The organism is Stenotrophomonas sp. 10L48 (assembly GCF_056395105.1).
Genome location: NZ_JBFTIX010000009.1, coordinates 54284 through 76765 on the forward strand (window position 1 = coordinate 54284; position 22482 = coordinate 76765).

Consider the following 22482-nt stretch of genomic DNA (forward strand, 5'->3'; position numbering starts at 1 on the left):
AGGTTTGGGGGAGATGATTTCCCTGGATTGCCGGCCAGCGGCCGGCACTTACCAAGCGCTACTTGCCGATGCAGAAGCTGGAGAAAATCTTGCCCAGCAGATCATCGGCACTCATCTGCCCGGTGATTTCGCCCAGCGCGTCGTGCGCCAGACGCAGCTCCTCGGCAGCCAGCTCCAGGTGCTCGTGCACCAGCTCGCCATCCGCCCGCTGCGCGTGTTCCTGTGCGCGTTCGATCGCATCGACGTGGCGGGTGCGTGCGGAGAATTCGCCCTCCACCTGCTCCCCTGCCCCGGCCGAAGCGATCGAACGCAGGCGCGCATGCAGCTCGTCCAGTCCCGCGCCGGTGGCAGCGGAGACGAAAACGCGGTCCGGGTCGTCCCGCACCGGCATCGCATCCAACAGATCCGACTTGTTGTGGATGTAGACCTTGTGCGGCACCGCCAGTACCGCTTCGCCGATCGCGGCTTCGCCGGCTGCCGGATCGCGTGCATCCAGCACGATCAACGCCAGGTCGGTGCGCTCGATCTCGGCGCGCGCGCGACGCATGCCTTCGCGTTCGATGGCATCGCCGCCATCGCGCAGGCCGGCGGTATCGACCAGGGTCAGTTCCAGCCCATCCAGGCGGATGGTCTCGCGCAGCGTGTCACGGGTCGTGCCGGCGATGTCGGTGACGATGGCACGCTCGCTGCCGGCCAGCGCGTTCAACAGCGAACTCTTGCCGGCATTCGGTGGGCCGATCAGCACCGCATGCAGGCCATCGCGCAGACGACGGCCACGCTCTGCGTCGCGGCGCAGCAGGGCCAGATCGCTGCGCGCCTGTTCCAGGCCACGCCGCACCTGTGCACCGCCGAGTGTGTCCAGCGGTTCGTCGGCGAAATCGATGGCTGCTTCCACGTGGATGCGCAGCAGCACCAGCTGTTCGACCACCGCCTCGATGCGGCGCGAGAACACCCCGTCCAGCGAGCGTCGTGCCGCGCGCGCCGCTCGGTTGTCGCCGGCCGCGATCAGATCGGCGATGGCTTCGGCCTGTGCCAGGTCGAGCTTGCCGTTGAGAAACGCGCGCTCACTGAACTCGCCGGGCCGGGCCTGCCGCGCCCCCAATGCAATGCAGCGTGCGACCAGCTGCTGCAGCAGTACCGGGCTGCCATGGCCCTGCAGTTCCACCACTTCTTCGCCGGTGAAGCTGGTCGGCGCCGGGAACCACAGCACGATGCCATCATCGATCACCTCACCGTCTGCATCGCGCAGGCGCGAGTAGTGCGCGTGGCGCGGGCGCAACGTCGGTGCGCCGAGTGCGTTGGCAATGGCTGCGGCACGCGGGCCTGACAGGCGCAGCAGGCCCACGCCGCCCGCACCGGGTGCGCTGGCAATGGCCACGATGGTTTCGGTGCGCTTCATATCGTTCATCGCTCAGAGCTTCTCCAGCTGCGCGCGCGCCTGCGCCGCACCAGTGCCCTGCGGCTGCAGTGCCAGGTAGGTGGTGTAGGCCTGCTTCGCCTTGGCCTTGTCGCCTGCGTGGAAGTACGCGTCACCCAGATTCAGATGGGCCACCGCGCGCGACGGATCGATCTTCAGTGTGTTCTCCAGCCAACGCGCCGCTTCGGCGTAGCGTTGCTGGCGGTAGTAGACGAAGCCGAGATTGTTGGCCGCCTGGGCAAAATCCGGGCGCAGCTTCAGTGCCTCGGCGAACTGCACGGCGGCTTCGTCGTAGCGCTTCTCGCGGTACAGCTGCAGGCCACGGTCGTTGGCCTGCTGCGAGCGCTGGCGGTCCGAGGCCGGTCCGGCCGTCGGCACCACCAGCTTGGCCTTGCCGCCCTGCAGGTCGGCCACGGTCACTGGCGCTTCGCTGTTCTTGGCGTCCTGGGCAGCGTCGACCTTGTTGTTCAGGGCGATCGCATCGGCAGTCAGCTGGCGCGTATCGGCGTTGAGGTATTCCTGGCTGTCCGGCACCTGGAACACGAACTCGCCCCCCTGCGAGCCGGGCAGGCTGCCGAAGGCCGGCGTCTGCTGCGAGACCGCCGACACCGCCGGCGCCACATAGGCGGCCAGCTCGGTACCGGTGATCAGGCCATCGCCATTGAGATCGCCCTTGCCAGCCAATGCCTGCAGCAACACCCAGGTAAACACCGAGTGGCCGTTCGGGCCGGCATCGGCCACCTGCTGGTCGGCACCGCCGGCGGTCAGCATCTGCCGCGCGCTGCGGCGTGCGTTCTCGCGCAGGAACGACGAGGACGACGGGCCGCCGCGGGTCAGACCAAGGCCGCTGTAGCAGGCATCCATCACGAACATCACATGCTTGGCCTGCATGCTCTCGGCGATGTTCTGGATGTCGGTCATCGCGATGGCATCGGTGGCAAATTCCTTCGGGTCCGAATCAACCGGAATGATGTAGCCGAGGTCGCGCCCGGATGCCAGCTGACGGGTAGCACCGTGGCCGGCGAAGAACACGAACACGCGATCATTCCTGCCGGTGCGGTCGTCGGACAGCCGGTCGTGGAAGGCGGCCAGGATGTTGTTGCGGGTGGCCTGCTCGTTCTTCAGCACGATCACCTGCGAGGACGGGAAGCCGAACTGCCCGGTCAGCGTATCGGCCACGGCCTGGGCATCGTGGCTGGCGTATTCCAGCTTCGGCCACTTGGCGTAGTTGTCGATGCCGACCACGATCGCCCACGATTTTTCATAGCCGGTGGTGACGGTGGCATCGCGGTCGCTGCCCTTGCGCGGTCGGGCGACGCTGAAGTCGCGGCCATTCCAGCCGGCGAACTGGTAGCCGTCGGCGATCAGCCGGTCCAGGATCTGCGGCAGTGCCTTCACCGCGCGGTCGTGGATATCGTGGAACAGGATGATGCCGCGCTGTTCCTTGTTCACCTGGTCGAGCACGCGCTGCACGATCGATTCGGGCACCGGGTCGGCCCAGTCCATCGAATCGATGTTCCACATGATCGACTTCAGGCCCGCCTCGTTGAGCAGCTGCAGGCCTTCGGCGTTGCGTGCGCCATACGGGAAGCGGAACAGCGGCGCGCGCTTGCTGTCCACGTCCTTCAGCAGGGTGTCGGTGTCCAGCACCTGCTGGCGCAGCGCATCGCCGGTGGTGCGCGACAGCTGCGCATGGGTCAGGCTGTGGTTGCCGACGGCGTAGCCCTCTTCCATCAGGTTGCGGCTGATCTTGGCCATCGGCCCAAGGCTGACCTTGCCGTCGGTGTCGACCTTGCCCAGGTTGCGACCGACCTCGAAGAACACGCCCGGTACGTCGTAGCGCTTGAGGATGGCCACCACTTCATCGGTATAGGCCTTGTGCGGGCCATCGTCGAAGGTGAGCACCACCGTCTTCGGCGGCAGATCGCGGCCGAAGATCTCGCGGTCGCTGTCCTTCATCGACATCGGGTACGGCTCGATCACGCCGTAGTCGCGCAGGATCGCTTCGCGGCTGTAGTCCTTGTGCAGGTGCGCGATGTAGTCGTCCCACTTCTCGCGCTTCAGTTCGATGGCACGGGTGCGCTCGAAGCGGCTGAAGATGCGGGTCAGTTCCTGGTTGTAGTTGCGCTCGATCTCGTCCAGCGCCTCCAGGTCTTCACCGATGCGCTGGTGCAGCTTCACCGCCGGCAACGAGGAATCGGCGCCGATGCGTTCGTGCAGGTCACGCAGCACCTCGCGGAACGCCAGGCGATCGGCATCGAACAGTTCGGGCGCCGACTCGATGTAATCCAGCACCGTGCCCAGGGTAGCGAAGCGCTGCGGGCTGGTGCCGCGCAGCAGGGTGTCGAACTGCGTGGCAATGGCGCCGCGCTGTTCCAGGCCATCGTGGAACAGCTGCTGGCCGATGCGGGTGGAAGTGGTGCGATCGGCCGCGGACTGCTGTTCCTCATCGGCCAGCAGCACGATGATCCGTCGATAGCCGTCGAGCTGCTTCTGCAATGCGCCCAGCAACGGCGCGGCGGCCGGGTCGGCGGCAGCGGCAGCCTGTGCGCTCGGCTGGGTAACCGCCGCCGGTGCCTGCGCGTCCTTGTCGCCACAGCCAGCAACGAGCAGGGTCAACAGCAGGCTGGGCAGAAGCAGGCGGAACGACGGCGCACGCGGCATGGCGGACTCGAACAAAGGGGAATGGTGTGCCGGCGATTCTAACGCCGCATGCGAAAAGCCCGCCTTGCGGCGGGCCTTTGCTGGGCCGGCCGGCCGGCGGCCGGCTCTACCCGTCGGCGCAGACGCGCCTTACTTTTTCTTGGCCGGAGCGGTGGCTGCCGTGGCCGGCACCGGATCGCTGCCGTGGCGCTTGGTCATCCACCACTGCTGCAGCAGGCCCAGTCCACCATTGACCACCCAGTACAGGACCAGGCCGGACGGCATGAAGGCCATCATGACGCCGAACACCAGCGGCATGAACTGCATCATCTTCTGCTGCATCGGGTCCATGCCCGGTGCCGGCGTCAGCTTCTGGGTGAACCACATCACCGCTACGTTGATCACCGGCAGGATGAAGTACGGGTCACGGGCGGTCAGGTCCTGGATCCAGCCGAACCAGGGCGCCTGGCGCAGTTCGACCGATTCCACCAGCACCCAGTACAGGGCGAAGAAGATCGGCATCTGGATGAGGATCGGCAGACAGCCGCCCATCGGATTGATCTTTTCCTTCTTGTACAGCTCCATCATCGCGGTCTGGAACTTCTGGCGGTCATCGCCATAGCGTTCCTTCAGCTGTGCGATGCGCGGCTGGAAGCGACGCATCTTGGCGCCACTCTTGTACTGCGTCGCCGACAGCGGGTACAGCACGATCTTCAGCAGCACCACCAGGCCGACGATGGCCCAGCCCCAGTTGCCCACCAGCTTGTGCACCTGGTTGAGCACCCAGAACAGGCCCTGGCCGATCACCGCCATCATCGAGAAGCGGCTGTAGTCGACCACACGGTCCAGACCCGGCACGTCTTCCTTGGCGATCAGGTTGACCAGCTTCGGGCCGACCCACAGGCGGGCCTCGGTGCTGGTGGACTGGCCCGGGGCCACGGTGAAGGCCGGGCCACGCGCTTCGATCAGGTCACGACCGGCCACCTGCGACAGCACGTAGTGGGCGGTCTGGTCCTTCTGCGGGATCCAGGCGGTGAAGAAGTGGTGCTGCAGCATCGCCAGCCAGCCGCCGGTGATGTTCTGGTTCAGCGCGCCATCGTCCAGGTAATCCTTGAACGCACGACGCTGGTACTTCTTGTCGTTGTCGTACCAGGTGGCACCGTTGAAGCTGAACGAGTCCGGGTTGGTCATGCTCCGCGACAGGATCGTCGGGCTGCGGTCCAGGGTGCGGTAGACGTAGCCGTTCCACGGCGCGGCGCCGGCATTGCTGACTTCATCCTTGAAGCGGATCGCATACTCGTTGCGGCCCACGATCAGGGTGCGCTTGATGGTCACGCCGTTGTCGGCGGTCCATACGAACGGAACCTGCAGTTCGTTCTGGCCCTTGGCCAGCACGAAGTCGCGGGTGTCACCGACCAGCTTGAAGCCGTCGGCACCCGGCACCGGGGTGTTCTTGTCTTCGCTGGCCCAGCCGCTGATCGCGCTGTAGGGATGCGCGGGATCTTCGGTCAGCAGGCGCACCGGCGGGCTGCCTTCGTCCTTGCTCTGCGGGAACTGCAGCAGTTCGGCGTCGAGCACGCGGCCGCCATCGAGCTTCAGGCGCAGCACGTCGGTGGTGATGGTCACGGTCTGTGCGGACGGGGTGGCGCTGGCCTGGGCCTGTGCAGCGGCCTGACCCGGGGCACCGGGAACCTGCGCGCTGGGGATGCTGCCCGGGGACGCGCCGGGGACGCTCTGGGCGGCGGCCGGGGCCGAGCTGGTCGTCGGCGCCGGGGTCGGGGCGGACTTCTCACGGCTCCACTCCATCCACAGCAGCACGGCCACCATCAGCCAGGCAAAGATCAGGAAAACACGGGTCTGGTTCATCAGCAGGCAGGCTCAGCGGGGCCGGGACGCGGTGCCGGCTCGGTGACGGAGGAAATGGCAATGCCATCAGGCGGCGGCATTGTGCCGTCCACGCCCGGCGCGGGCAATGCGCGCAGGCGCCGCAGCAGGCGCAGGAAGGCCTGGCGGATATCTTCGTTGCTGGCATGACGCGCAGCAGTACGAGCCACGACGACGAAGTCGCCTGGCTGTATGTCGGTTCGTGTCTGACGCAAGGCGTCGCGCAGGACGCGCTTGATCCGGTTACGCCCAACGGCGTGAGGATCGACCTTGCGGGAAACCGCCAGACCCAGCCTGGCCGGCCGGTCAGCCGGTAGCCAGTGCAGGGTCATCAGCGGATCGGACACACGGCGGGCGCCGTTGAAGACCGTTGAATATTCGGCACGCGTGCGAACCCGCGCAGAGCGAGGGAATCGCTTGCGCGGGTCTGCAGTATTCACTGTCGAATGGATTGCGTCTGCCGCTGGATGCGGCATGGCAATCAGGCGCTCAGGACTTTGCGGCCCTTGGCGCGGCGACGCGACAGGATCTTGCGGCCGTCAGCGGTCTTCATACGGGCACGGAAGCCGTGGTCGCGCTTACGCTTGAGGTTGCTGGGCTGGAAGGTGCGCTTGGTGGCCATGTGGGCCTCTCGTATGAATGGGACGGAAAGAACCGGAAATTTTAGAGAGGTGTCCCCCCTCCCGTCAACCCCTGTCTGCTACGCCAATTCACCGGGCTGTGCAATAGCTGTGGATCTTTTTGTGAATAAGTAGGGGACAAGCATTCCGAAGGCGGGCGCTCGGTGGTAGGCTGAGCCATCCATTTCCCCCCTTTCAGGCCTGTGTTTGGGCGCCTTTTCGCGCCTATGCATCGGCCACCGGACAATTATTGCTGATGGATGCCTGGTCACGTAGTCTCGAGCGACTCGAGGCGGAGTTCCCGCCCGAGGATGTTCACACCTGGTTGAAGCCGCTGCAGGCAGATCTGCGCGCTGACAGCCTGGTGCTGTATGCACCGAATGCCTTCATTGTCGATCAGGTGCGCGAACTGTACCTGCCGCGGATCCGCGAGCTGGTCACCCACTTTGCCGGTTTCGGCGACGTATTTCTTGAAATCGGCTCGCGTCCGCGGCCCGTGGACGCGCAGATCGCGCCGGTTTCCAGCCATTCGGCGCAGGCGCCGGTGCAGCCGCAGGTTCCCTTTGCCGGCAACCTGGACAACCACTACACCTTCGCCAACTTCGTGGAAGGCCGCAGCAACCAGCTGGGCCTGGCCGCAGCATTCCAGGCGGCGCAGAAGCCGGGCGACCGCGCGCACAATCCGCTGCTGCTGTACGGGGGCACCGGCCTGGGCAAGACCCACCTGATGTTCGCCGCCGGCAACGCGATGCGTCAGGCCAATCCGGCCGCCAAGGTGCTGTACCTGCGTTCGGAACAGTTCTTCAGCGCGATGATCCGGGCCTTGCAGGAAAAGACCATGGATCAGTTCAAGCGCCAGTTCCAGCAGGTCGACGCGCTGCTGATCGATGACATCCAGTTCTTCGCCGGCAAGGATCGCACCCAGGAAGAGTTCTTCCACACCTTCAACGCGTTGTTCGATGGCAAGCAGCAGATCATCCTGACCTGCGACCGCTATCCGCGCGAAGTCGAAGGCCTGGAAGCGCGCCTGAAGTCGCGGCTTGCCTGGGGCCTGTCGGTCGCCATCGAGCCGCCGGACTTCGAGACCCGCGCTGCGATCGTGCTGGCCAAGGCCCGCGAGCGTGGTGCCGAGATTCCCGATGACGTTGCGTTCCTGATTGCCAAGAAGATGCGCTCCAATGTGCGCGACCTCGAGGGTGCGCTGAATACCCTGACCGCCCGCGCCAATTTCACCGGCCGTGCGATCACCACCGAATTCGCCCAGGAAACCCTGCGCGACCTGCTGCGCGCTCAGCAGCAGGCGATCAGCATTCCCAACATCCAGAAAACCGTTGCCGATTACTACGGGCTGCAGATCAAGGATCTGCTGTCCAAGCGTCGGACCCGGTCGCTGGCCCGGCCGCGCCAGGTTGCCATGGCGCTGACCAAGGAACTGACCGAACACAGCCTGCCCGAAATCGGCGACGCCTTTGCCGGTCGCGATCACACCACGGTGCTGCATGCCTGCCGGCAGATCCGCACCCTGATGGAAGCCGACGGCAAGCTCCGCGAGGACTGGGACAAGCTGATCCGGAAGCTGAGCGAATGATGCACGTACGCCGATGAGGCGTCACCGCATAAAACGGTGCAGAATCCGGTAGCAAGCGCGGGACAGGGTGTGGATAAAAATGCCGTTGGATTTCCCGGAAGATTTATCCACAGCTTTCCCCACCCCTTGGGGGCTGGTAATGCAGAGGGTTTCGAAGCCTGAAACCCTTTTGTTTACAAAGACTTAGCTGTGTTTTCCAGCGATTCTGGCTCTACCAGCACCACCAAGCTTTTGATTTATTCCACATTTTTTTAAAGCATAGGGGCACGGAACCACATGCGTTTCACACTGCAGCGCGAAGCCTTTCTCAAGCCGTTGGCACAGGTCGTCAACGTGGTCGAACGCCGCCAGACCCTTCCGGTTCTGGCCAATTTCCTGGTGCAGGTGCAGAACGGCCAGCTGTCGCTGACCGGTACCGACCTGGAAGTGGAGATGGTGTCGCGGATCGCGGTTGAAGATGCCCAGGACGGCGAAACCACCATTCCCGCCCGCAAGCTGTTCGAGATCATCCGCGCCCTGCCTGATGGCAGCCGGATCACCGTCTCGCAGACCGGTGACAAGATCACCGTGCAGGCAGGACGCAGCCGCTTCACCCTGGCCACCCTGCCCTCCAACGACTTCCCGTCGGTGGACGAAGTGGAAGCCACCGAGCGTGTTGCGATCGGCGAAGCAACCCTGAAGGAGCTGATCGAGCGCACTGCGTTCGCGATGGCCCAGCAGGACGTGCGCTATTACCTCAACGGCCTGCTGTTCGACCTGCGCGGAGATGCGCTGCGCACTGTCGCCACCGACGGTCATCGGCTGGCCCTGTGCGAAACCGATCTGGCCAAGCCCAGCGGTTCCAAGCGCCAGATCATCGTGCCGCGCAAGGGCGTGACCGAGTTGCAGCGCCTGCTGGAAAGCGGTGATCGCGAGATCGAACTGGAAGTCGGCCGTAGCCACGTTCGCGTGAAGCGCGACGATGTGACCTTCACTTCGAAGCTGATCGACGGTCGCTTCCCGGATTACGAGGCAGTGATTCCGATTGGTGCCGACCGCGAGGTGAAGGTTGATCGCGAAGCACTGCGTGCCTCGCTGCAGCGTGCTGCGATCCTGTCCAACGAGAAGTACCGCGGCATCCGCGTGGAAGTTTCGCCGGGCAACCTGAAGATCAGCGCGCACAACCCGGAGCAGGAAGAAGCCCAGGAAGAGATCGAGGCCGACACCACGGTCAGCGACCTGGCCATCGGCTTCAACGTGAACTACCTGCTGGATGCCCTCTCCGCCCTGCGCGACGAAGAAGTGATCATCCAGCTGCGCGATTCCAATTCCTCGGCGCTGGTGCGCGAATCCAGCAGCGAGAAGTCGCGTCATGTGGTGATGCCGTTGCGTCTCTGACAGCTGCGCCGTTCCACGTGGAACACATGGACGCCCGGGATCTCCCGGGCGTCTTTTTTTGTTCCACGTGGAGCATCGTTGCGAATGCTTACCGCCGCCCTTGGCGGCTCCTGCAGATGAGAGAATCCACGTTGCCCTGATGGGTTGTCGGCGCATGGAACCCACGATCCCGGGAAGCCAGCTGTGGAATCCACATGCTGAGATGACGAGACACGTTGGATATGAGCACGCAGCGGGATCCGATCCAGCGGCTTCCGCTTGCGTGCTGACCTCTCTGTCCACAGGCCTCGTTCGTAGGAATTCGGCGCTTCCCTAGCTTCTAAATCTGGGTATAAATCAAAAGCTTGGTGGTGATGGTAGGGCCAGATTTCATGTAAAAGTAGGCTATGTGCCTGTTTTAAAAAGCTTTTATAGGGTTGAAACCCCCTGTATATAGGCCATCAAGCCTGGGGGGGAACCTGTGGATAGTTTTACAGCCGAGGAAAAGTGCCTTTTTTATCCACAGTTCGCCCACACCTTGTGTATAAGTCATACAGACCCGCTGTGGATGGCGTGGAACTGCCGCTTTGAATTTCTTGAAATCTGTGGAACCTGGCAGGGGCCTTGGCCGCAGATTTCAAGAAATCTGGGGAGCACTGACTGCAATCTCGGTGGAGTCAGGCCATGAGCCGGGGAAACCGTCTTCGGAATGGCGAAATCTGGACGCCTTGAGCCTTGGCTTCCTGCCGGATTTGAACGATTTCGGCCACTGTCTCCGGCCGCCTGCATGCCGGCAGGCCTCCGCCACGTGGAACCCGTGTTCTCCAAGGCTGCAACGCCCCGCTGATGCCGGTCCACGTCCGATCCACGCTGGCTGGCTTGACCAATGCAGTAAGCTGGGAGATTCCCCGCCCCTCTACCGCCATGTGCGGATGGTCTGTCGCATCCCATGCAGATTCGTCGTCTTGCCCTCCACCAGTTGCGTCGTTTCGATGCGGTGGAGCTGTCGCCCCAGCCAGGGGTGAATCTGCTGACCGGTGACAACGGCGCTGGCAAGACCAGCGTCCTGGAAGCGTTGCATCTGATGGCCTATGGGCGGAGTTTCCGCGGGCGGGTACGCGATGGCTTGGTGCGTCAGGGCCATGAAGCCCTGGAAGTCTTCGTGGAATGGGACGAGCAACGCGGTGATCTGCCCGTGCAGAGGCGAAAAGCCGGGTTGCGGCACAGCGGGCAGGAGTGGAAGGGGCGGCTGGATGGCGAAGACGTCGCCCAACTCGGAAACCTGTGTGCCGCCCTGGCTGTGGTGACCTTTGAACCGGGCAGTCACGCCTTGGTGAGTGGTGGTGGCGAGCCGCGTCGGCGCTTTCTGGATTGGGGCCTGTTCCACGTGGAACCAGACTTCCTATCCTTGTGGCGGCGCTACTCGCGCGCGTTGAAGCAGCGCAATGCCCTGCTCAAGCAGGGCGGGCCGTCGCGGATGCTCGATACCTGGGATCACGAGCTGGCCGAGGCGGGAGAACCGCTGACCAGCCGTCGGCAGCACTACCTGGAGCGGCTGCAGTCCCGAACCATCGCCCTGGCCGAGGCATTGGCTCCGCAACTGGGAATCGTCGGCCTGAATCTGAGTCCCGGCTGGCGCCGGCACGAGGTTCCGCTGGCAGATGCCCTTCTGCTGGCGCGCGATCGCGACCGTCAGGCGGGTTACACCTCGCTGGGCCCCCACCGGGCGGACTGGAGCGTGGCGTTCCAGAGCATCCCGGGTCGCGATGCGCTGTCACGCGGCCAGGCCAAGCTCACCGCCCTCGCCTGTCTACTGGCCCAGGCGGAGGATTACGCCGAGCAGCGTGGCGAGTGGCCCGTCATCGCGCTCGACGATCTGGCCTCGGAGCTGGATCGCACCCACCAGGCCCGGGTACTGCACCGCCTGTTGGCGGCACCGGCGCAGATATTCATCACTGCAACAGAAACGCCTGCAGCACTGGAGACTCTGAGCAACATCACCCGGTTCCACGTGGAACATGCACAGATCGTGGCTGTGCCATAGTGGGCACGGCAAGGCCGCTCAGCCCCGGCTGGTATAATTCAGGCTGCTATCCCTTCATTCTCGGCACATCGCTCAAAGCGGTGTCCGACCTGCGGAGCCTACGGCAAGCGCAATGACCGACGAACAGAACACCCCGGCAAACAACGGCAACTACGACGCCAACAGCATTACGGCCCTGGAAGGCCTGGAGGCTGTCCGCAAGCGCCCAGGTATGTACATCGGCGACGTCCATGACGGCACCGGACTGCATCACATGGTGTTCGAGGTCGTCGACAACTCGATCGACGAAGCCCTCGCCGGCCATGCCGACCACGTGTCGGTGACGATCCATGCCGACGGCTCGGTCGGAGTGTCCGACAACGGTCGCGGCATTCCGACGGGCAAGCACGAGCAGATGAGCAAGAAGCTCGACCGCGACGTGTCTGCAGCCGAAGTCGTGATGACGGTCCTGCACGCAGGCGGCAAGTTCGACGACAACAGCTACAAGGTTTCCGGCGGCCTGCATGGCGTGGGCGTCAGCGTGGTCAACGCGCTGTCGCAGAAGCTGGTCCTGGATATCTACCAGGGCGGTTTCCACTACCAGCAGGAATACGCCGACGGCGCAGCACTGCATCCGCTCAAGCAGGTCGGTCCCAGCACCAAGCGCGGTACCACCCTGCGCTTCTGGCCGTCGGTAAAGGCTTTCCACGACAACGTGGAATTCCACTACGACATCTTGGCCCGTCGCCTGCGCGAACTGTCCTTCCTCAATTCCGGCGTCAAGATCGTGCTGGTGGACGAGCGTGGTGATGGCCGCCGCGACGACTTCCATTACGAGGGCGGCATCCGCAGCTTCGTGGAGCATCTGGCGCAGTTGAAGACGCCGTTGCACCCGAACGTGATCTCGGTAACCGGCGAATCCAACGGCATCACCGTGGAAGTGGCGCTGCAGTGGACCGACTCCTACCAGGAGACGATGTACTGCTTCACCAACAACATTCCGCAGAAAGACGGCGGTACCCACCTGGCCGGCTTCCGTGGCGCGTTGACCCGCGTGCTCAACAACTACATCGAGCAGAACGGCATCGCCAAGCAGGCCAAGATCAACCTGACCGGCGATGACATGCGCGAAGGCATGATCGCGGTGCTGTCGGTGAAGGTGCCGGACCCGAGCTTCTCCAGCCAGACCAAGGAAAAGCTGGTCAGCTCGGATGTGCGTCCGGCCGTGGAAAGCGCATTCGGCCAGCGCCTGGAAGAGTTCCTGCAGGAAAACCCGAACGAAGCCAAGGCCATCGCCGGCAAGATCGTCGACGCTGCCCGTGCCCGCGAAGCCGCGCGCAAGGCCCGCGACCTGACCCGCCGCAAGGGTGCGCTGGATATCGCCGGCCTGCCGGGCAAGCTGGCCGACTGCCAGGAAAAGGATCCGGCGCTGTCCGAACTGTTCATCGTCGAGGGTGACTCCGCAGGTGGTTCGGCCAAGCAGGGCCGCAACCGCAAGAACCAGGCGGTGCTGCCGCTGCGCGGCAAGATCCTCAACGTGGAACGTGCACGCTTCGACCGCATGCTGGCGTCCGACCAGGTGGGTACGCTGATCACCGCGCTGGGCACCGGCATCGGTCGCGACGAGTACAACCCGGACAAGCTGCGTTACCACAAGATCATCATCATGACCGACGCCGACGTCGACGGCGCGCACATCCGCACCCTGCTGCTGACGTTCTTCTACCGTCAGATGCCGGAGCTGATCGAGCGTGGTTATGTCTATATCGGCCTGCCGCCGTTGTACAAGATCAAGCAGGGCAAGCAGGAGCTGTACCTGAAGGACGATCCGGCGCTGGACAGCTATCTGGCCAGCAGCGCAGTGGAGAACGCGGGGCTGGTGCCGGCCAGCGGCGAGCCGCCGATCGATGGCGTGGCGCTGGAAAAGCTGCTGCTTGCCTACGCTGCCGCGCAGGACACGATCAACCGCAATACCCATCGTTACGACCGCAACCTGCTCGAAGCGCTGGTCGACTTCATGCCGTTGGAGCTGGAAAACCTGCGCAACGCAGGTCCCGGCGAAGGCCTGGACGCGCTGGCCAAGCACCTCAACCAGGGCAACCTCGGCAGCGCCCGTTTCACCCTGGAACTGCAGGAACCCAACGAGCAGCGTCCCGCTGCGGTGCTGGTCACGCGCAGCCACATGGGCGAACAGCACATCCAGGTGCTGCCGCTGTCGGCGCTTGAAAGCGGCGAGCTGCGTGGCATCCACCAGGCAGCGCAGCTGCTGCACGGTCTGGTCCGCGAAGGCGCGGTCATCACCCGTGGCGCCAAGTCGATCGAGGTCGAATCGTTCGCGCAGGCCCGCAACTGGCTGCTGGACGAAGCCAAGCGCGGCCGTCAGATCCAGCGATTCAAGGGTCTGGGCGAAATGAATCCGGAACAGCTGTGGGACACCACCGTCAATCCCGATACCCGTCGCCTGCTGCAGGTGCGTATCGAAGATGCGGTGGCCGCTGACCAGATCTTCAGCACCCTGATGGGTGATGTGGTCGAACCGCGCCGCGACTTCATCGAAGACAACGCGCTGAAGGTTGCCAACCTGGATATCTGACACAATCGGATGGTGGCCGGCGCGCGGGGAGGCGCGCCGGCTTTTGTCCCTTGATCGCAGGTAATCGATGTCCGCTTCCGCCCCGGCTTCCGCTCCGCCGCCGGTTCCACCGGCTACTGTCACGCCCCGCGCCTCCTCGCCGCTGGCGGGCTTCTTCATCGATCTGGGAATCGCCGCCGTCACCCTGTTCGGGTTGAGCCTGGTGGGCGGGCTGATCTGGGGACTCTATCGCGGCATCGTTGTGGGATACGCCAGCGCCAAATCCGGCGGTGGCACGCCTGACCCGGCAGCGGTCACCCAGCAGCTCGGCCAGCCCGGTGCTCTTGGGCAGATCCTGATGGCACTGGTCGCTACCGGCGGCGCAGCACTGCTGGTGTATTTCTGGCGCCGACCGGCCAACGCTGCCGAACGCCAGCGTTCGCGCGACGCGCTCCGTCGCCCCTCCACCTGGGGTTGGACCCTGCTGGTGGCCAGCGCGATCGTGATCGGCAGCAACGGTATCGCCTTCGTGGCCAAGCAGATGGGCATCGAGCCCGTGCCGACAAACCTCGAACTGATGCAGAACGCGGTTGCCCGCTTTCCGCTGTTCCTGACGTTGTTCGCCGTGGTACTGGCACCTGCCTACGAGGAACTGCTGTTCCGCCGGGTCCTGTTCGGGCGCCTGTGGCAGGCCGGACGGCCGTGGCTGGGGATGATCCTGAGCAGCCTGGCGTTCGCGCTCATCCATGAAATTCCCGGTACCAGCGCCAATGGCCCGGCCGAGATCGCCCAGCTATGGCTGGTCTATGGCGGCATGGGCGCTGCGTTCTGCTGGCTGTACCGCCGCACCGGCACCTTGTGGGCAGCGATCGCCGCCCATGCGCTGAACAATGCCGTGGCGCTTGCGGCCCTGGTGTTTTTCGGGGCAACGTAAGGCGCTGTCCGCTTGACGAAAGATTAAGCAGACCCGTTACACACTGGGCTTCTGAACACGGGGGTGGGTCCATGAAACAACTGCTGCTGGCCATCGTCATCACCACTCTGGTCAGCGCCTGCGCGACCACCACTTCACCCACCGGCCGTCGGCAGATGGTGGGCGGTGTGTCGCAGGCACAGCTGGACCAGCTGGGTGCGCAGGCGTTCGCCGAAACCAAGCAGAAAGAGAAGATCAGCAGCGATGGCCGCCAGAACGGCTACGTGCAATGCGTGGTCAACGCGCTCGTTGCACAGCTGCCGCCTCAGTACCGTGGCGTACAGTGGGAAACGGCGGTGTTCGTCGACAAGGAACCCAATGCCTTCGCCCTGCCCGGCGGCAAGGTCGGGGTCAACACCGGCATCTTCAGCGTTGCCAAGAACCAGGATCAGCTGGCAGCGGTGATCGGCCATGAAATCGGCCACGTGATCGCCCGCCACCACGAAGAACGCATCACCCGGCAGATGGGCGCGCAGACCGGATTGGCGGTGCTGGGCGCGCTGGCCGGCGCCTATGGCGGCGAAGGCGCAGCCAGTACGGTCAACCAGCTGGGCGGGATGGGGGCGCAGACCGCGTTCCTGTTGCCCGGCTCACGCACCCAGGAAAGCGAGGCTGACGTGATCGGTCAGCGGTTGATGGCCGAGGCCGGATTCAACCCCGCCCAGGCCGTCGATCTGTGGCAGAACATGATGGCCGCCAGTGGCGGTCGCAGCCCGCAATGGTTGTCGACCCATCCCGATCCGGCCAATCGGATCAGGGAGTTGCAGCGTGATGTGCCGGCGCTCGGCCCCGTCTACCAGCAGGCGCAGGCGGCCGGACGCCGGCCAAAGTGTGGCTGAGTGCGCAGATTCATGCTGTATTGCAGCACATAAAACGATTTCTCACGCCATCTGTTTCTGATACGTTTGGCGGCTCAGATTTTTCTGACAGTCCGACTTTGCCGCTACCGGCGGTTCGATCGAGGTGAACGATGATTTTCCGTAACCACAAAGCTGTGCTTTCCGTCCTCATCGCCACTGCCCTGACCGGCGCCGTGGTCACCGACGCGTTCGCGCAGTCCTCGCGTTCGTCCGAGCGTGGCAACCGTGGCGGCAAGCAGGCCAAGGCCGAAGTGCTGTTCCCGAACGCGACCCGCCAGGAACCGGCAGCGAAGTCGTCGGCCAAGCTGGGCAGCAAGCTGCAGAAGATGATTGACAGCTACAACAAGGAAAAGTTCCCGGAGACCCGCACGCTGGCCGACGAGATCCTGGCCACCGACGGCGCCAACGAGTACGACAAGTCGCTGGCCGCGCAGCTGGCATCGCAGGCCGCCTACCAGACCGACGACACCGCCGCGGCCATCGCGTACCTGAAGCAGGTGCTGCAGTTCAACGGCCTCGACAACAACGGCCACTTCCAGTCGATGCTGATGCTGGGCCAGCTGCAGATCCAGGAAGACCAGACCGCTGAAGGCCTGGCGACCCTGGACAAGTACTTCGCCGAGAGCAAGTCGACCAAGCCGGAAGAGCTGATCATCAAGGGCCAGGCGCTGTACCAGCTGGAGCGCTACCAGGAAGCGATCCCGGTGCTGAAGCAGGCCATTGCCGGCGCTGCCGAGCCGAAGGACAACTGGAACCAGCTGCTGATGGCCGCACTGTCCGAAGCGGGCCAGACCGGTGAGGCCGTGCAGGCCGCCGAAGCGCTGGCGGCCAAGAACCCGAACGACAAGAAAGCGCAGCTGAACCTGGCCAACATGTACATGCAGGCCGACCAGATGCCGAAGGCCGCCGCGGTGATGGACAAGCTGCGCAGCAGCGGCCAGCTCACCGAAGAGCGCGAGTACAAGCAGCTGTACTCGATCTATGCCAACACCGAGAACAAGGAAAAGGACGTCATCGCGGTCATCAACGAGGGGTTGCAGAAGGGCATCCTGAAGCCGGATTACCAGGTCTACCTGGCACTGGCCCAGTCCTACTACTACTCCGACCAGGTGCCGCAGGCGATCGATGCGTGGCAGAAGGCCGCCCCGCTCTCCAAGGACGGTGAGACCTACCTGAATCTGGCACGCGTTTTGCACAGTGAAGGTCGTGTCCCGGAGGCCAAGCAGGCCGCCCAGCAGGCGCTGGCGAAGGGCGTGAAGAACCAGGCGGATGCCAAGAAAATCATCAACCTGAAGTAAGTAGGAATAACGCCTGAACGCCTGCCCAGTTGATGCGCAAGCGCTCAGGATTGGTATAAGCTTGGAGGTTCCTGCGGTGTCATGCACCGCTGATCAGGGATCCCGCCCCCGGGATTCCGGCCCCACTATTGAGCTCTTGGCGCATGACGGAACAACTAGTCGTTCACCGGTACGAACAACCCGATGACAAGGGGCTGAGCTGGCCTCGCATCGTCGGTATCGCGTTTGTAATCGCCCTGCATCTGGCCGCCTTCATGATGCTCCTGATTCCTGCCGTGGCTCCCAAGGCCGTGGCGGAGAAGGAGCGCAACGTCATGGTGACCATCGTCGACGCACCGCCGCCGCCGCCACCGCCGCCGCCGCCGCCGCCGCCGCAGGACACCCCGCCGCCGCCGGTGAAGAATCTGTCGCCGCCGAAGCCGTCGCCCGTCCCGCCGCCGCCGCAGGCGCCGGTCGTCGACGTGCCGGAACCGCGCCCGAACGATATCGTCACCCCGCCGTCGCCGCCGTCGCCGCCGGCACCGCCGACCTCGATCGAGGCCAGCGTGGACATCTCGTCGAAGGCCATGAATCCGCCGCGCTATCCGCCGGCCGCCTTCCGCGCTGGTATCCAGGGCGAAGTGATCCTGATCATTGATGTCGATGCCAGCGGCAACGTCACCAATGTCACGGTGGAAAAGTCCAGCCGTAACCGCGATCTGGACCGTGCTGCGATGGAAGCTGCCCGCAAGTGGCGTTTCAACGCCGCCGAAGCTGGCGGTAAGAAGGCTGCTGGCCGCGTCCGCGTCCCGGTCAACTTTGCGCTGAACTGATGCGCCCGGGTGGCCGCCTGGCCACCCTCGCCTCCAGTTCGATTGTTTAGCTTAGCTACACCCTTTATCACCACACACAACAAAGGTAAGCGTCATGCTGCAGGAAATTTTCATCGCCGCTGCTGCCGGGGGCAATCCGTCCAACGCCCTGTCGCAGATGGGCTTCGAGCATCTGATCCACGAAATGACCACCAAGCCGGGTGATTTCGCGGTTTCCTGGGTCGTGCTGCTGACCCTGGTCGTCATGTCCGCCATGTCCTGGTACTGGACCGTCATCAACATCTTCCGTGCTACCCGCCTGAAGAGCGCCGCTGATCGCGTCGTCAGCCTGTTCTGGGATACCCCGAACGCGCAGGACGCCATCCGTGCAATGGAAGAGCAGCCGGCTTCGGAGCCGTTCTCGAAGATCGCACTGGACGCTGCCCAGGCTGCTGCGCACCACCAGCGTGCTGAAGGCGGCGCTGTCGGCGGCGTGGGTGAGAACCTGAGCCGTTCGGAGTTCGTCGACCGCGCTCTGCGCCAGGCCGTGACCCGCGAAAGCAACAAGCTGCAGTCGGGCATGACCCTGCTGGCCACCGTCGGTGCAACCGCTCCGTTCGTCGGTCTGCTGGGTACCGTGTGGGGCATTTACGGCGCGCTGATCAAGATCGGTGCCACCGGCTCCGCTTCGATCGACGCCGTTGCCGGCCCGGTGGGTGAAGCACTGATCATGACCGCCATCGGTCTGTTCGTCGCGATCCCGGCCGTGTTCGCCTTCAACTTCTTCAGCAAGATCAACAGCGCGACCATCAGCAAGTTCGATACCTTCGCGCACGACCTGCACGACTTCTTCGCCACCGGTTCGCGCGTCCGCTAATTGCGACGCGCTGTACCCGCGAGAACGTAGTCACCAAGATCTAGACGGAGCCCGTTATGGCTTTCAGTAGTGGTAACAGCGGCGGCCCCATGGCCGACATCAACGTTACGCCCCTCGTGGACGTGATGCTGGTGCTGCTGATCATCTTCATCATCACGGCGCCGCTGATGTCCCACAAGGTCAAGGTGGATCTGCCGGAGGCCAATCTGGTCCAGAAGCCGGACGACACCAACGACCGCAAGGGTCCCATCACCCTGGCAGTCAAGGAAGACGGTTCGATCTACTGGAACGACGAAAAGATCGACAAGCAGACTCTCGAGTCGCGCTTGGCGACCGCCGCCCAGCAGACCCCGCAGCCGCCGTTGAACCTGCGTGGTGACCGCACCACCAAGATGCGTGTCATCAACGAGATGACCAAGGTCGCGCAGGAACAGGGCATGCTGGACGTCGGCTTCGTGGCGACCAAAGAGAAGGGGCAATAAGCCATGGCATTCAGTAGTGGTGGTGGCAAAGGCCCCATGGCAGACATCAACGTCACGCCCCTCGTGGACGTGATGCTGGTGCTGCTGATCATCTTCATCGTCACCGCGCCGATCATGACGTATCCGATCGCCGTGGACCTGCCGCAGCGCGTGCTCAACCCACCGCCGCAGCTGGTCGAACCGCCGCCGCCGATCGAGCTGAAGATCGACGCCAGCAACCAGGTCTCGTGGAACAACAGCCCGATCGGTACGCACGAACTGCAGCAGCGGATGGAGCAGGAGGTCCAGCGTGACCCGACCAACCAGCCGGAACTGCGGATCGATGCCAGCCCGGATTCGGAGTACGACGTGATGGCCAAGGTTCTGGCCGCCGCGAAGAATGCTCAGATGAAGAAGATCGGCTTCGTGCAGCAGTAAATCGCTACACCGCAATACATCAGTCATGACGCGACTGCAGACGCCCCTGGAAACAGGGGCGTCTTTTTTTGTGCGTGCAGGCGTCTTCCCGGCAACGCCGTTGGCAATGAATGCCTCTGGCCGGTGCCTGTCCCCGCTATGATCGGCGGATGCTCGCCCTCTTCGATTCCGTGCGCCATTGGCTTGATGGCATCGCCCACCTGGGAACGATCCTGGCGGTGGCCTATCTGCTGTATCTGCTGGCGTTGACGGGCTGGATCATGCTGCAGAAGCGCGAGCCGGTGGCCACGCTGAGCTGGATCCTGTCGCTGGCGCTGCTCCCCTACCTCGGCCTCTTCATCTACTACCTGCTGGGCCCACAGAAGGTGAAGCGGCAACGGCTGCGGCGCGGTCGCGCGCGCTCGGGCATGGAGCACTACAGCGATGTCTGCCCGCCCGATGCCGACTGCACCGAACTGGCCAAGATCGCGCAGGCGACCACTGGGCTGGCGCCAAGCACAGCCACCGAAGTGACCTGGCTGGTCGACGGCGCGGCCACCTACGCCGCGCTGCTGGAAGCGGTGGCACAGGCGCAGGACCATGTGCACCTGGAGTACTACATCTTCAATCCCGACCACGCCGGCACCGCGTTGCGGGATGCGTTGGTGGAACGGGCCAGCGCCGGCGTGCAGGTGCGGCTGCTGCTGGATGCGGTAGGTTCTTCGGCCGTGCGCCAGCGCTTCCTGCAGCCGCTGTTGAACGCCGGCGCGGAAGTAGTCTGGTTCCATCCGCGGCAGCTGTTGAAACCATTCAAGCGACCCTGGTTGAACCTGCGTACGCACCGCAAGCTGGTGATCGTCGATGGCCGGCTGGCATTCACCGGCGGCATCAACATCACCGACGACGAAGACGAAAGCCGCAACCCGGATGCTTACCGCGATCTGCACATGCGCCTGCGCGGGCACGTGGTGCGCAGCCTGCAGCTGGTGTTCGCCGAGGACTGGTTGTACGCCAGCGGCCAGGACCACTCGCGGTTCGATATCGCCCGGCTGTGGCCCAGCGACATGCCCCTGCGCGGCGACGGCGCGATCAACGCGCAGGTGCTGGTGTCCGGCCCGGATTCGGGATGGGAGACCATCCATCGCCTGCACGTGGCCGCCATCCAGGAAGCACGTGAGCGGGTCTGGCTGGTCACCCCCTACTTCGTACCCGGCGAAGCGGCGCGGATGGCGTTGACCTCGGCCGCACTCGGTGGCCTGGACGTGCGCATGCTGGTGCCGAAGATGAGCGACTCCTGGTTCGTGACCCAGGCCGCGCGCTCCTATTTCGACGAGCTGCTGCATGCGGGGGTGAAGATCTACGAGTACGGTCCACGCATGCTGCATACCAAGGCGTTCATCGCCGACGACGATGTCTGCATCGTCGGCAGCGCCAACTTCGATCACCGCAGCTTCCGCTTGAATTTCGAGCTGTCGATGATGATCAGCGATCGTGGCCGGGTGGCGGAACTGTCTACGTTGCTGCAGTCCGAATTCGAGCGTGCCACCCGTGTACATGACCAGGCAGGACGCTCGCTGTGGCTGCACCGGCTGCCCGAAGCCTTCGCGCGATTGGCCTCGCCGCTGCTGTGAGGCAGCGCTACACTGCGGCGGTGGCCCGGGGAGACTGACAATGTACTGGCTGTACCTGCTGCTGGCGCTGGGCTGCTTCGCCTTTGCGCTGAAAACACCGAACATGGGCCTGATGTCGCTGGCCCTGCTGGGTACCCTCGCCTTCCTGCTGGCATGGGTGCGCGGGAGATACGCCGCACGCTTCGGCGACCTTCAGCGTGATCCGGCGACACTGGTGGACAGCGATGAACTCAGGCGTCTGCGCGAGCAGGCCAAGGTTGCTCCGGCCGACGGCAGCGACCCTCCCTCTCACTCCCCGTAGTCCCGTTCCATGACCCAGCTCAGCGTCAACGTCAACAAGATCGCCGTCCTGCGCAACTCGCGTGGCGGTACCGAACCGGACGTGGTGCGTGCCGCCCAGGCCTGCCTGGATGCCGGCGCGCATGGCATTACCGTGCACCCGCGGCCCGACCGCCGGCACATCACCGCCGAGGACGTGCTGGCGCTGTCGGCGCTGACCCGTGCCCGTGGTGTGGAGTTCAACATCGAAGGCAACCCGTTCGCGCCGCCGCGTGAGGGCTACCCCGGGTTGCTGCCGCTGTGCGCGCAGACGCGCCCGGCGCAGGCCACGCTGGTTCCCGATGGCGATGGCCAGATCACCTCCGACCATGGCTTCGACTTCGAACGCGATGCGCAGCGGTTGCGCCCGCTGGTGGCCGAGCTGAAAGCGATGGGATGCCGGGTGAGCCTGTTCGTGGATGCCGGCAATCCGCTGCTGGAGCAGGCCGCCGATGTCGGCGCCGACCGCGTCGAGCTGTACACCGGCCCGTATGCCGAGGCCCATGCCGCCGGCGACGCCCGCGCCATGCTGGAACTGTTCGCCACGGCCGCGCGCCGTGCACAGGCCGTCGGCCTCGGTGTGAATGCCGGGCACGATCTGTCGCAGGACAACCTGCGTGACTTCCAGGCCGCCGTGCCGGAGGTGCTGGAGGTGTCGATCGGCCACGCGCTGATCGGCGAGGCGCTGTACGACGGCCTCGATGCCACGGTGAAGGGCTACCTGGCACTGCTGTAGCAGTGCGTGGGACTTCC

19 protein-coding genes are annotated in these 22482 nt (G+C 64.4%); 14 read left to right on the forward strand and 5 right to left on the reverse strand.

The window, feature by feature from the left end:
* Positions 1 to 58: 58 nt before the first annotated feature.
* The 5 genes from mnmE to rpmH all read right to left on the reverse strand — a co-directional run bounded on the left by mnmE (position 59) and on the right by rpmH (position 6566).
* Positions 59 to 1408: a tRNA uridine-5-carboxymethylaminomethyl(34) synthesis GTPase MnmE gene (mnmE, locus tag AC1DCU_RS16005; RefSeq protein ID WP_442251397.1), complete on the reverse strand. Its 1350-nt coding sequence runs from the start codon at positions 1406 to 1408 to the stop codon at positions 59 to 61.
* Positions 1409 to 1411: 3 nt separating this feature from the next.
* Positions 1412 to 4081 (reverse strand): polysaccharide deacetylase family protein, encoded by a 2670-nt coding sequence (locus AC1DCU_RS16010; RefSeq protein ID WP_442251398.1) that lies wholly within the window; start codon positions 4079 to 4081, stop codon positions 1412 to 1414.
* A gap of 129 nt (positions 4082 to 4210) precedes the next feature.
* The gene (yidC, locus tag AC1DCU_RS16015; protein ID WP_025875582.1) at positions 4211 to 5926 is read right to left on the reverse strand and encodes a membrane protein insertase YidC; all 1716 of its coding nucleotides are present in this window, start codon (positions 5924 to 5926) and stop codon (positions 4211 to 4213) included.
* Positions 5926 to 6420: a ribonuclease P protein component gene (gene rnpA, locus AC1DCU_RS16020; protein WP_025875580.1), complete on the reverse strand. Its 495-nt coding sequence runs from the start codon at positions 6418 to 6420 to the stop codon at positions 5926 to 5928. Before rnpA ends, yidC begins: the two co-directional genes overlap by 1 nt.
* A gap of 5 nt (positions 6421 to 6425) precedes the next feature.
* Positions 6426 to 6566, reverse strand: a complete 141-nt coding sequence (gene rpmH / locus AC1DCU_RS16025; protein WP_006404565.1) for a 50S ribosomal protein L34 — start codon at positions 6564 to 6566, stop codon at positions 6426 to 6428.
* A gap of 254 nt (positions 6567 to 6820) precedes the next feature.
* On the opposite strand from rpmH, the gene dnaA reads away from it, so the two are divergent.
* The 14 genes from dnaA (at position 6821) to AC1DCU_RS16095 (ending at position 22465) form a co-directional block, all read left to right on the forward strand.
* Entirely contained in the window at positions 6821 to 8152 is a 1332-nt protein-coding gene (gene dnaA, locus AC1DCU_RS16030; protein ID WP_025875573.1) for a chromosomal replication initiator protein DnaA, read from the forward strand.
* A gap of 276 nt (positions 8153 to 8428) precedes the next feature.
* Complete coding sequence (gene dnaN / locus AC1DCU_RS16035; RefSeq protein WP_005411731.1) at positions 8429 to 9529, forward strand: DNA polymerase III subunit beta; 1101 nt, start codon at positions 8429 to 8431, stop codon at positions 9527 to 9529.
* A gap of 928 nt (positions 9530 to 10457) precedes the next feature.
* Positions 10458 to 11552, forward strand: coding sequence for a DNA replication/repair protein RecF (recF, locus tag AC1DCU_RS16040; protein WP_032978486.1), 1095 nt, complete (start codon positions 10458 to 10460; stop codon positions 11550 to 11552).
* 112 nt (positions 11553 to 11664) lie between these two features.
* Positions 11665 to 14124 carry a DNA topoisomerase (ATP-hydrolyzing) subunit B gene (gyrB, locus tag AC1DCU_RS16045; protein WP_033832640.1) on the forward strand — a complete coding sequence of 820 codons (2460 nt, stop codon included), beginning with the start codon at positions 11665 to 11667 and terminating at the stop codon, positions 14122 to 14124.
* A 67-nt stretch (positions 14125 to 14191) separates the two neighbouring features.
* The gene (locus tag AC1DCU_RS16050) at positions 14192 to 15037 is read left to right on the forward strand and encodes a CPBP family intramembrane glutamic endopeptidase (protein ID WP_442251400.1); all 846 of its coding nucleotides are present in this window, start codon (positions 14192 to 14194) and stop codon (positions 15035 to 15037) included.
* Positions 15038 to 15108: 71 nt separating this feature from the next.
* Positions 15109 to 15915, forward strand: coding sequence for a M48 family metallopeptidase (locus AC1DCU_RS16055; RefSeq protein ID WP_442251401.1), 807 nt, complete (start codon positions 15109 to 15111; stop codon positions 15913 to 15915).
* A gap of 131 nt (positions 15916 to 16046) precedes the next feature.
* A complete protein-coding gene (locus tag AC1DCU_RS16060; RefSeq protein WP_025875554.1) occupies positions 16047 to 17234 on the forward strand; it encodes a tetratricopeptide repeat protein in 1188 nt (395 codons plus the stop codon).
* A 143-nt stretch (positions 17235 to 17377) separates the two neighbouring features.
* Positions 17378 to 18046: an energy transducer TonB gene (locus tag AC1DCU_RS16065; protein WP_032951834.1), complete on the forward strand. Its 669-nt coding sequence runs from the start codon at positions 17378 to 17380 to the stop codon at positions 18044 to 18046.
* A gap of 94 nt (positions 18047 to 18140) precedes the next feature.
* Entirely contained in the window at positions 18141 to 18902 is a 762-nt protein-coding gene (gene exbB, locus AC1DCU_RS16070; protein WP_025875552.1) for a TonB-system energizer ExbB, read from the forward strand.
* A gap of 56 nt (positions 18903 to 18958) precedes the next feature.
* Positions 18959 to 19384, forward strand: coding sequence for an ExbD/TolR family protein (locus tag AC1DCU_RS16075; RefSeq protein WP_033832642.1), 426 nt, complete (start codon positions 18959 to 18961; stop codon positions 19382 to 19384).
* 3 nt (positions 19385 to 19387) lie between these two features.
* Complete coding sequence (locus AC1DCU_RS16080; protein WP_025875547.1) at positions 19388 to 19801, forward strand: ExbD/TolR family protein; 414 nt, start codon at positions 19388 to 19390, stop codon at positions 19799 to 19801.
* Between the two features lie 149 nt (positions 19802 to 19950).
* Positions 19951 to 21411, forward strand: a complete 1461-nt coding sequence (gene cls / locus AC1DCU_RS16085; protein WP_442251402.1) for a cardiolipin synthase — start codon at positions 19951 to 19953, stop codon at positions 21409 to 21411.
* A gap of 40 nt (positions 21412 to 21451) precedes the next feature.
* Positions 21452 to 21712: a membrane protein gene (locus tag AC1DCU_RS16090; RefSeq protein ID WP_025875543.1), complete on the forward strand. Its 261-nt coding sequence runs from the start codon at positions 21452 to 21454 to the stop codon at positions 21710 to 21712.
* Between the two features lie 9 nt (positions 21713 to 21721).
* Positions 21722 to 22465: a pyridoxine 5'-phosphate synthase gene (locus AC1DCU_RS16095; protein WP_442251403.1), complete on the forward strand. Its 744-nt coding sequence runs from the start codon at positions 21722 to 21724 to the stop codon at positions 22463 to 22465.
* Positions 22466 to 22482: the final 17 nt, after the last annotated feature.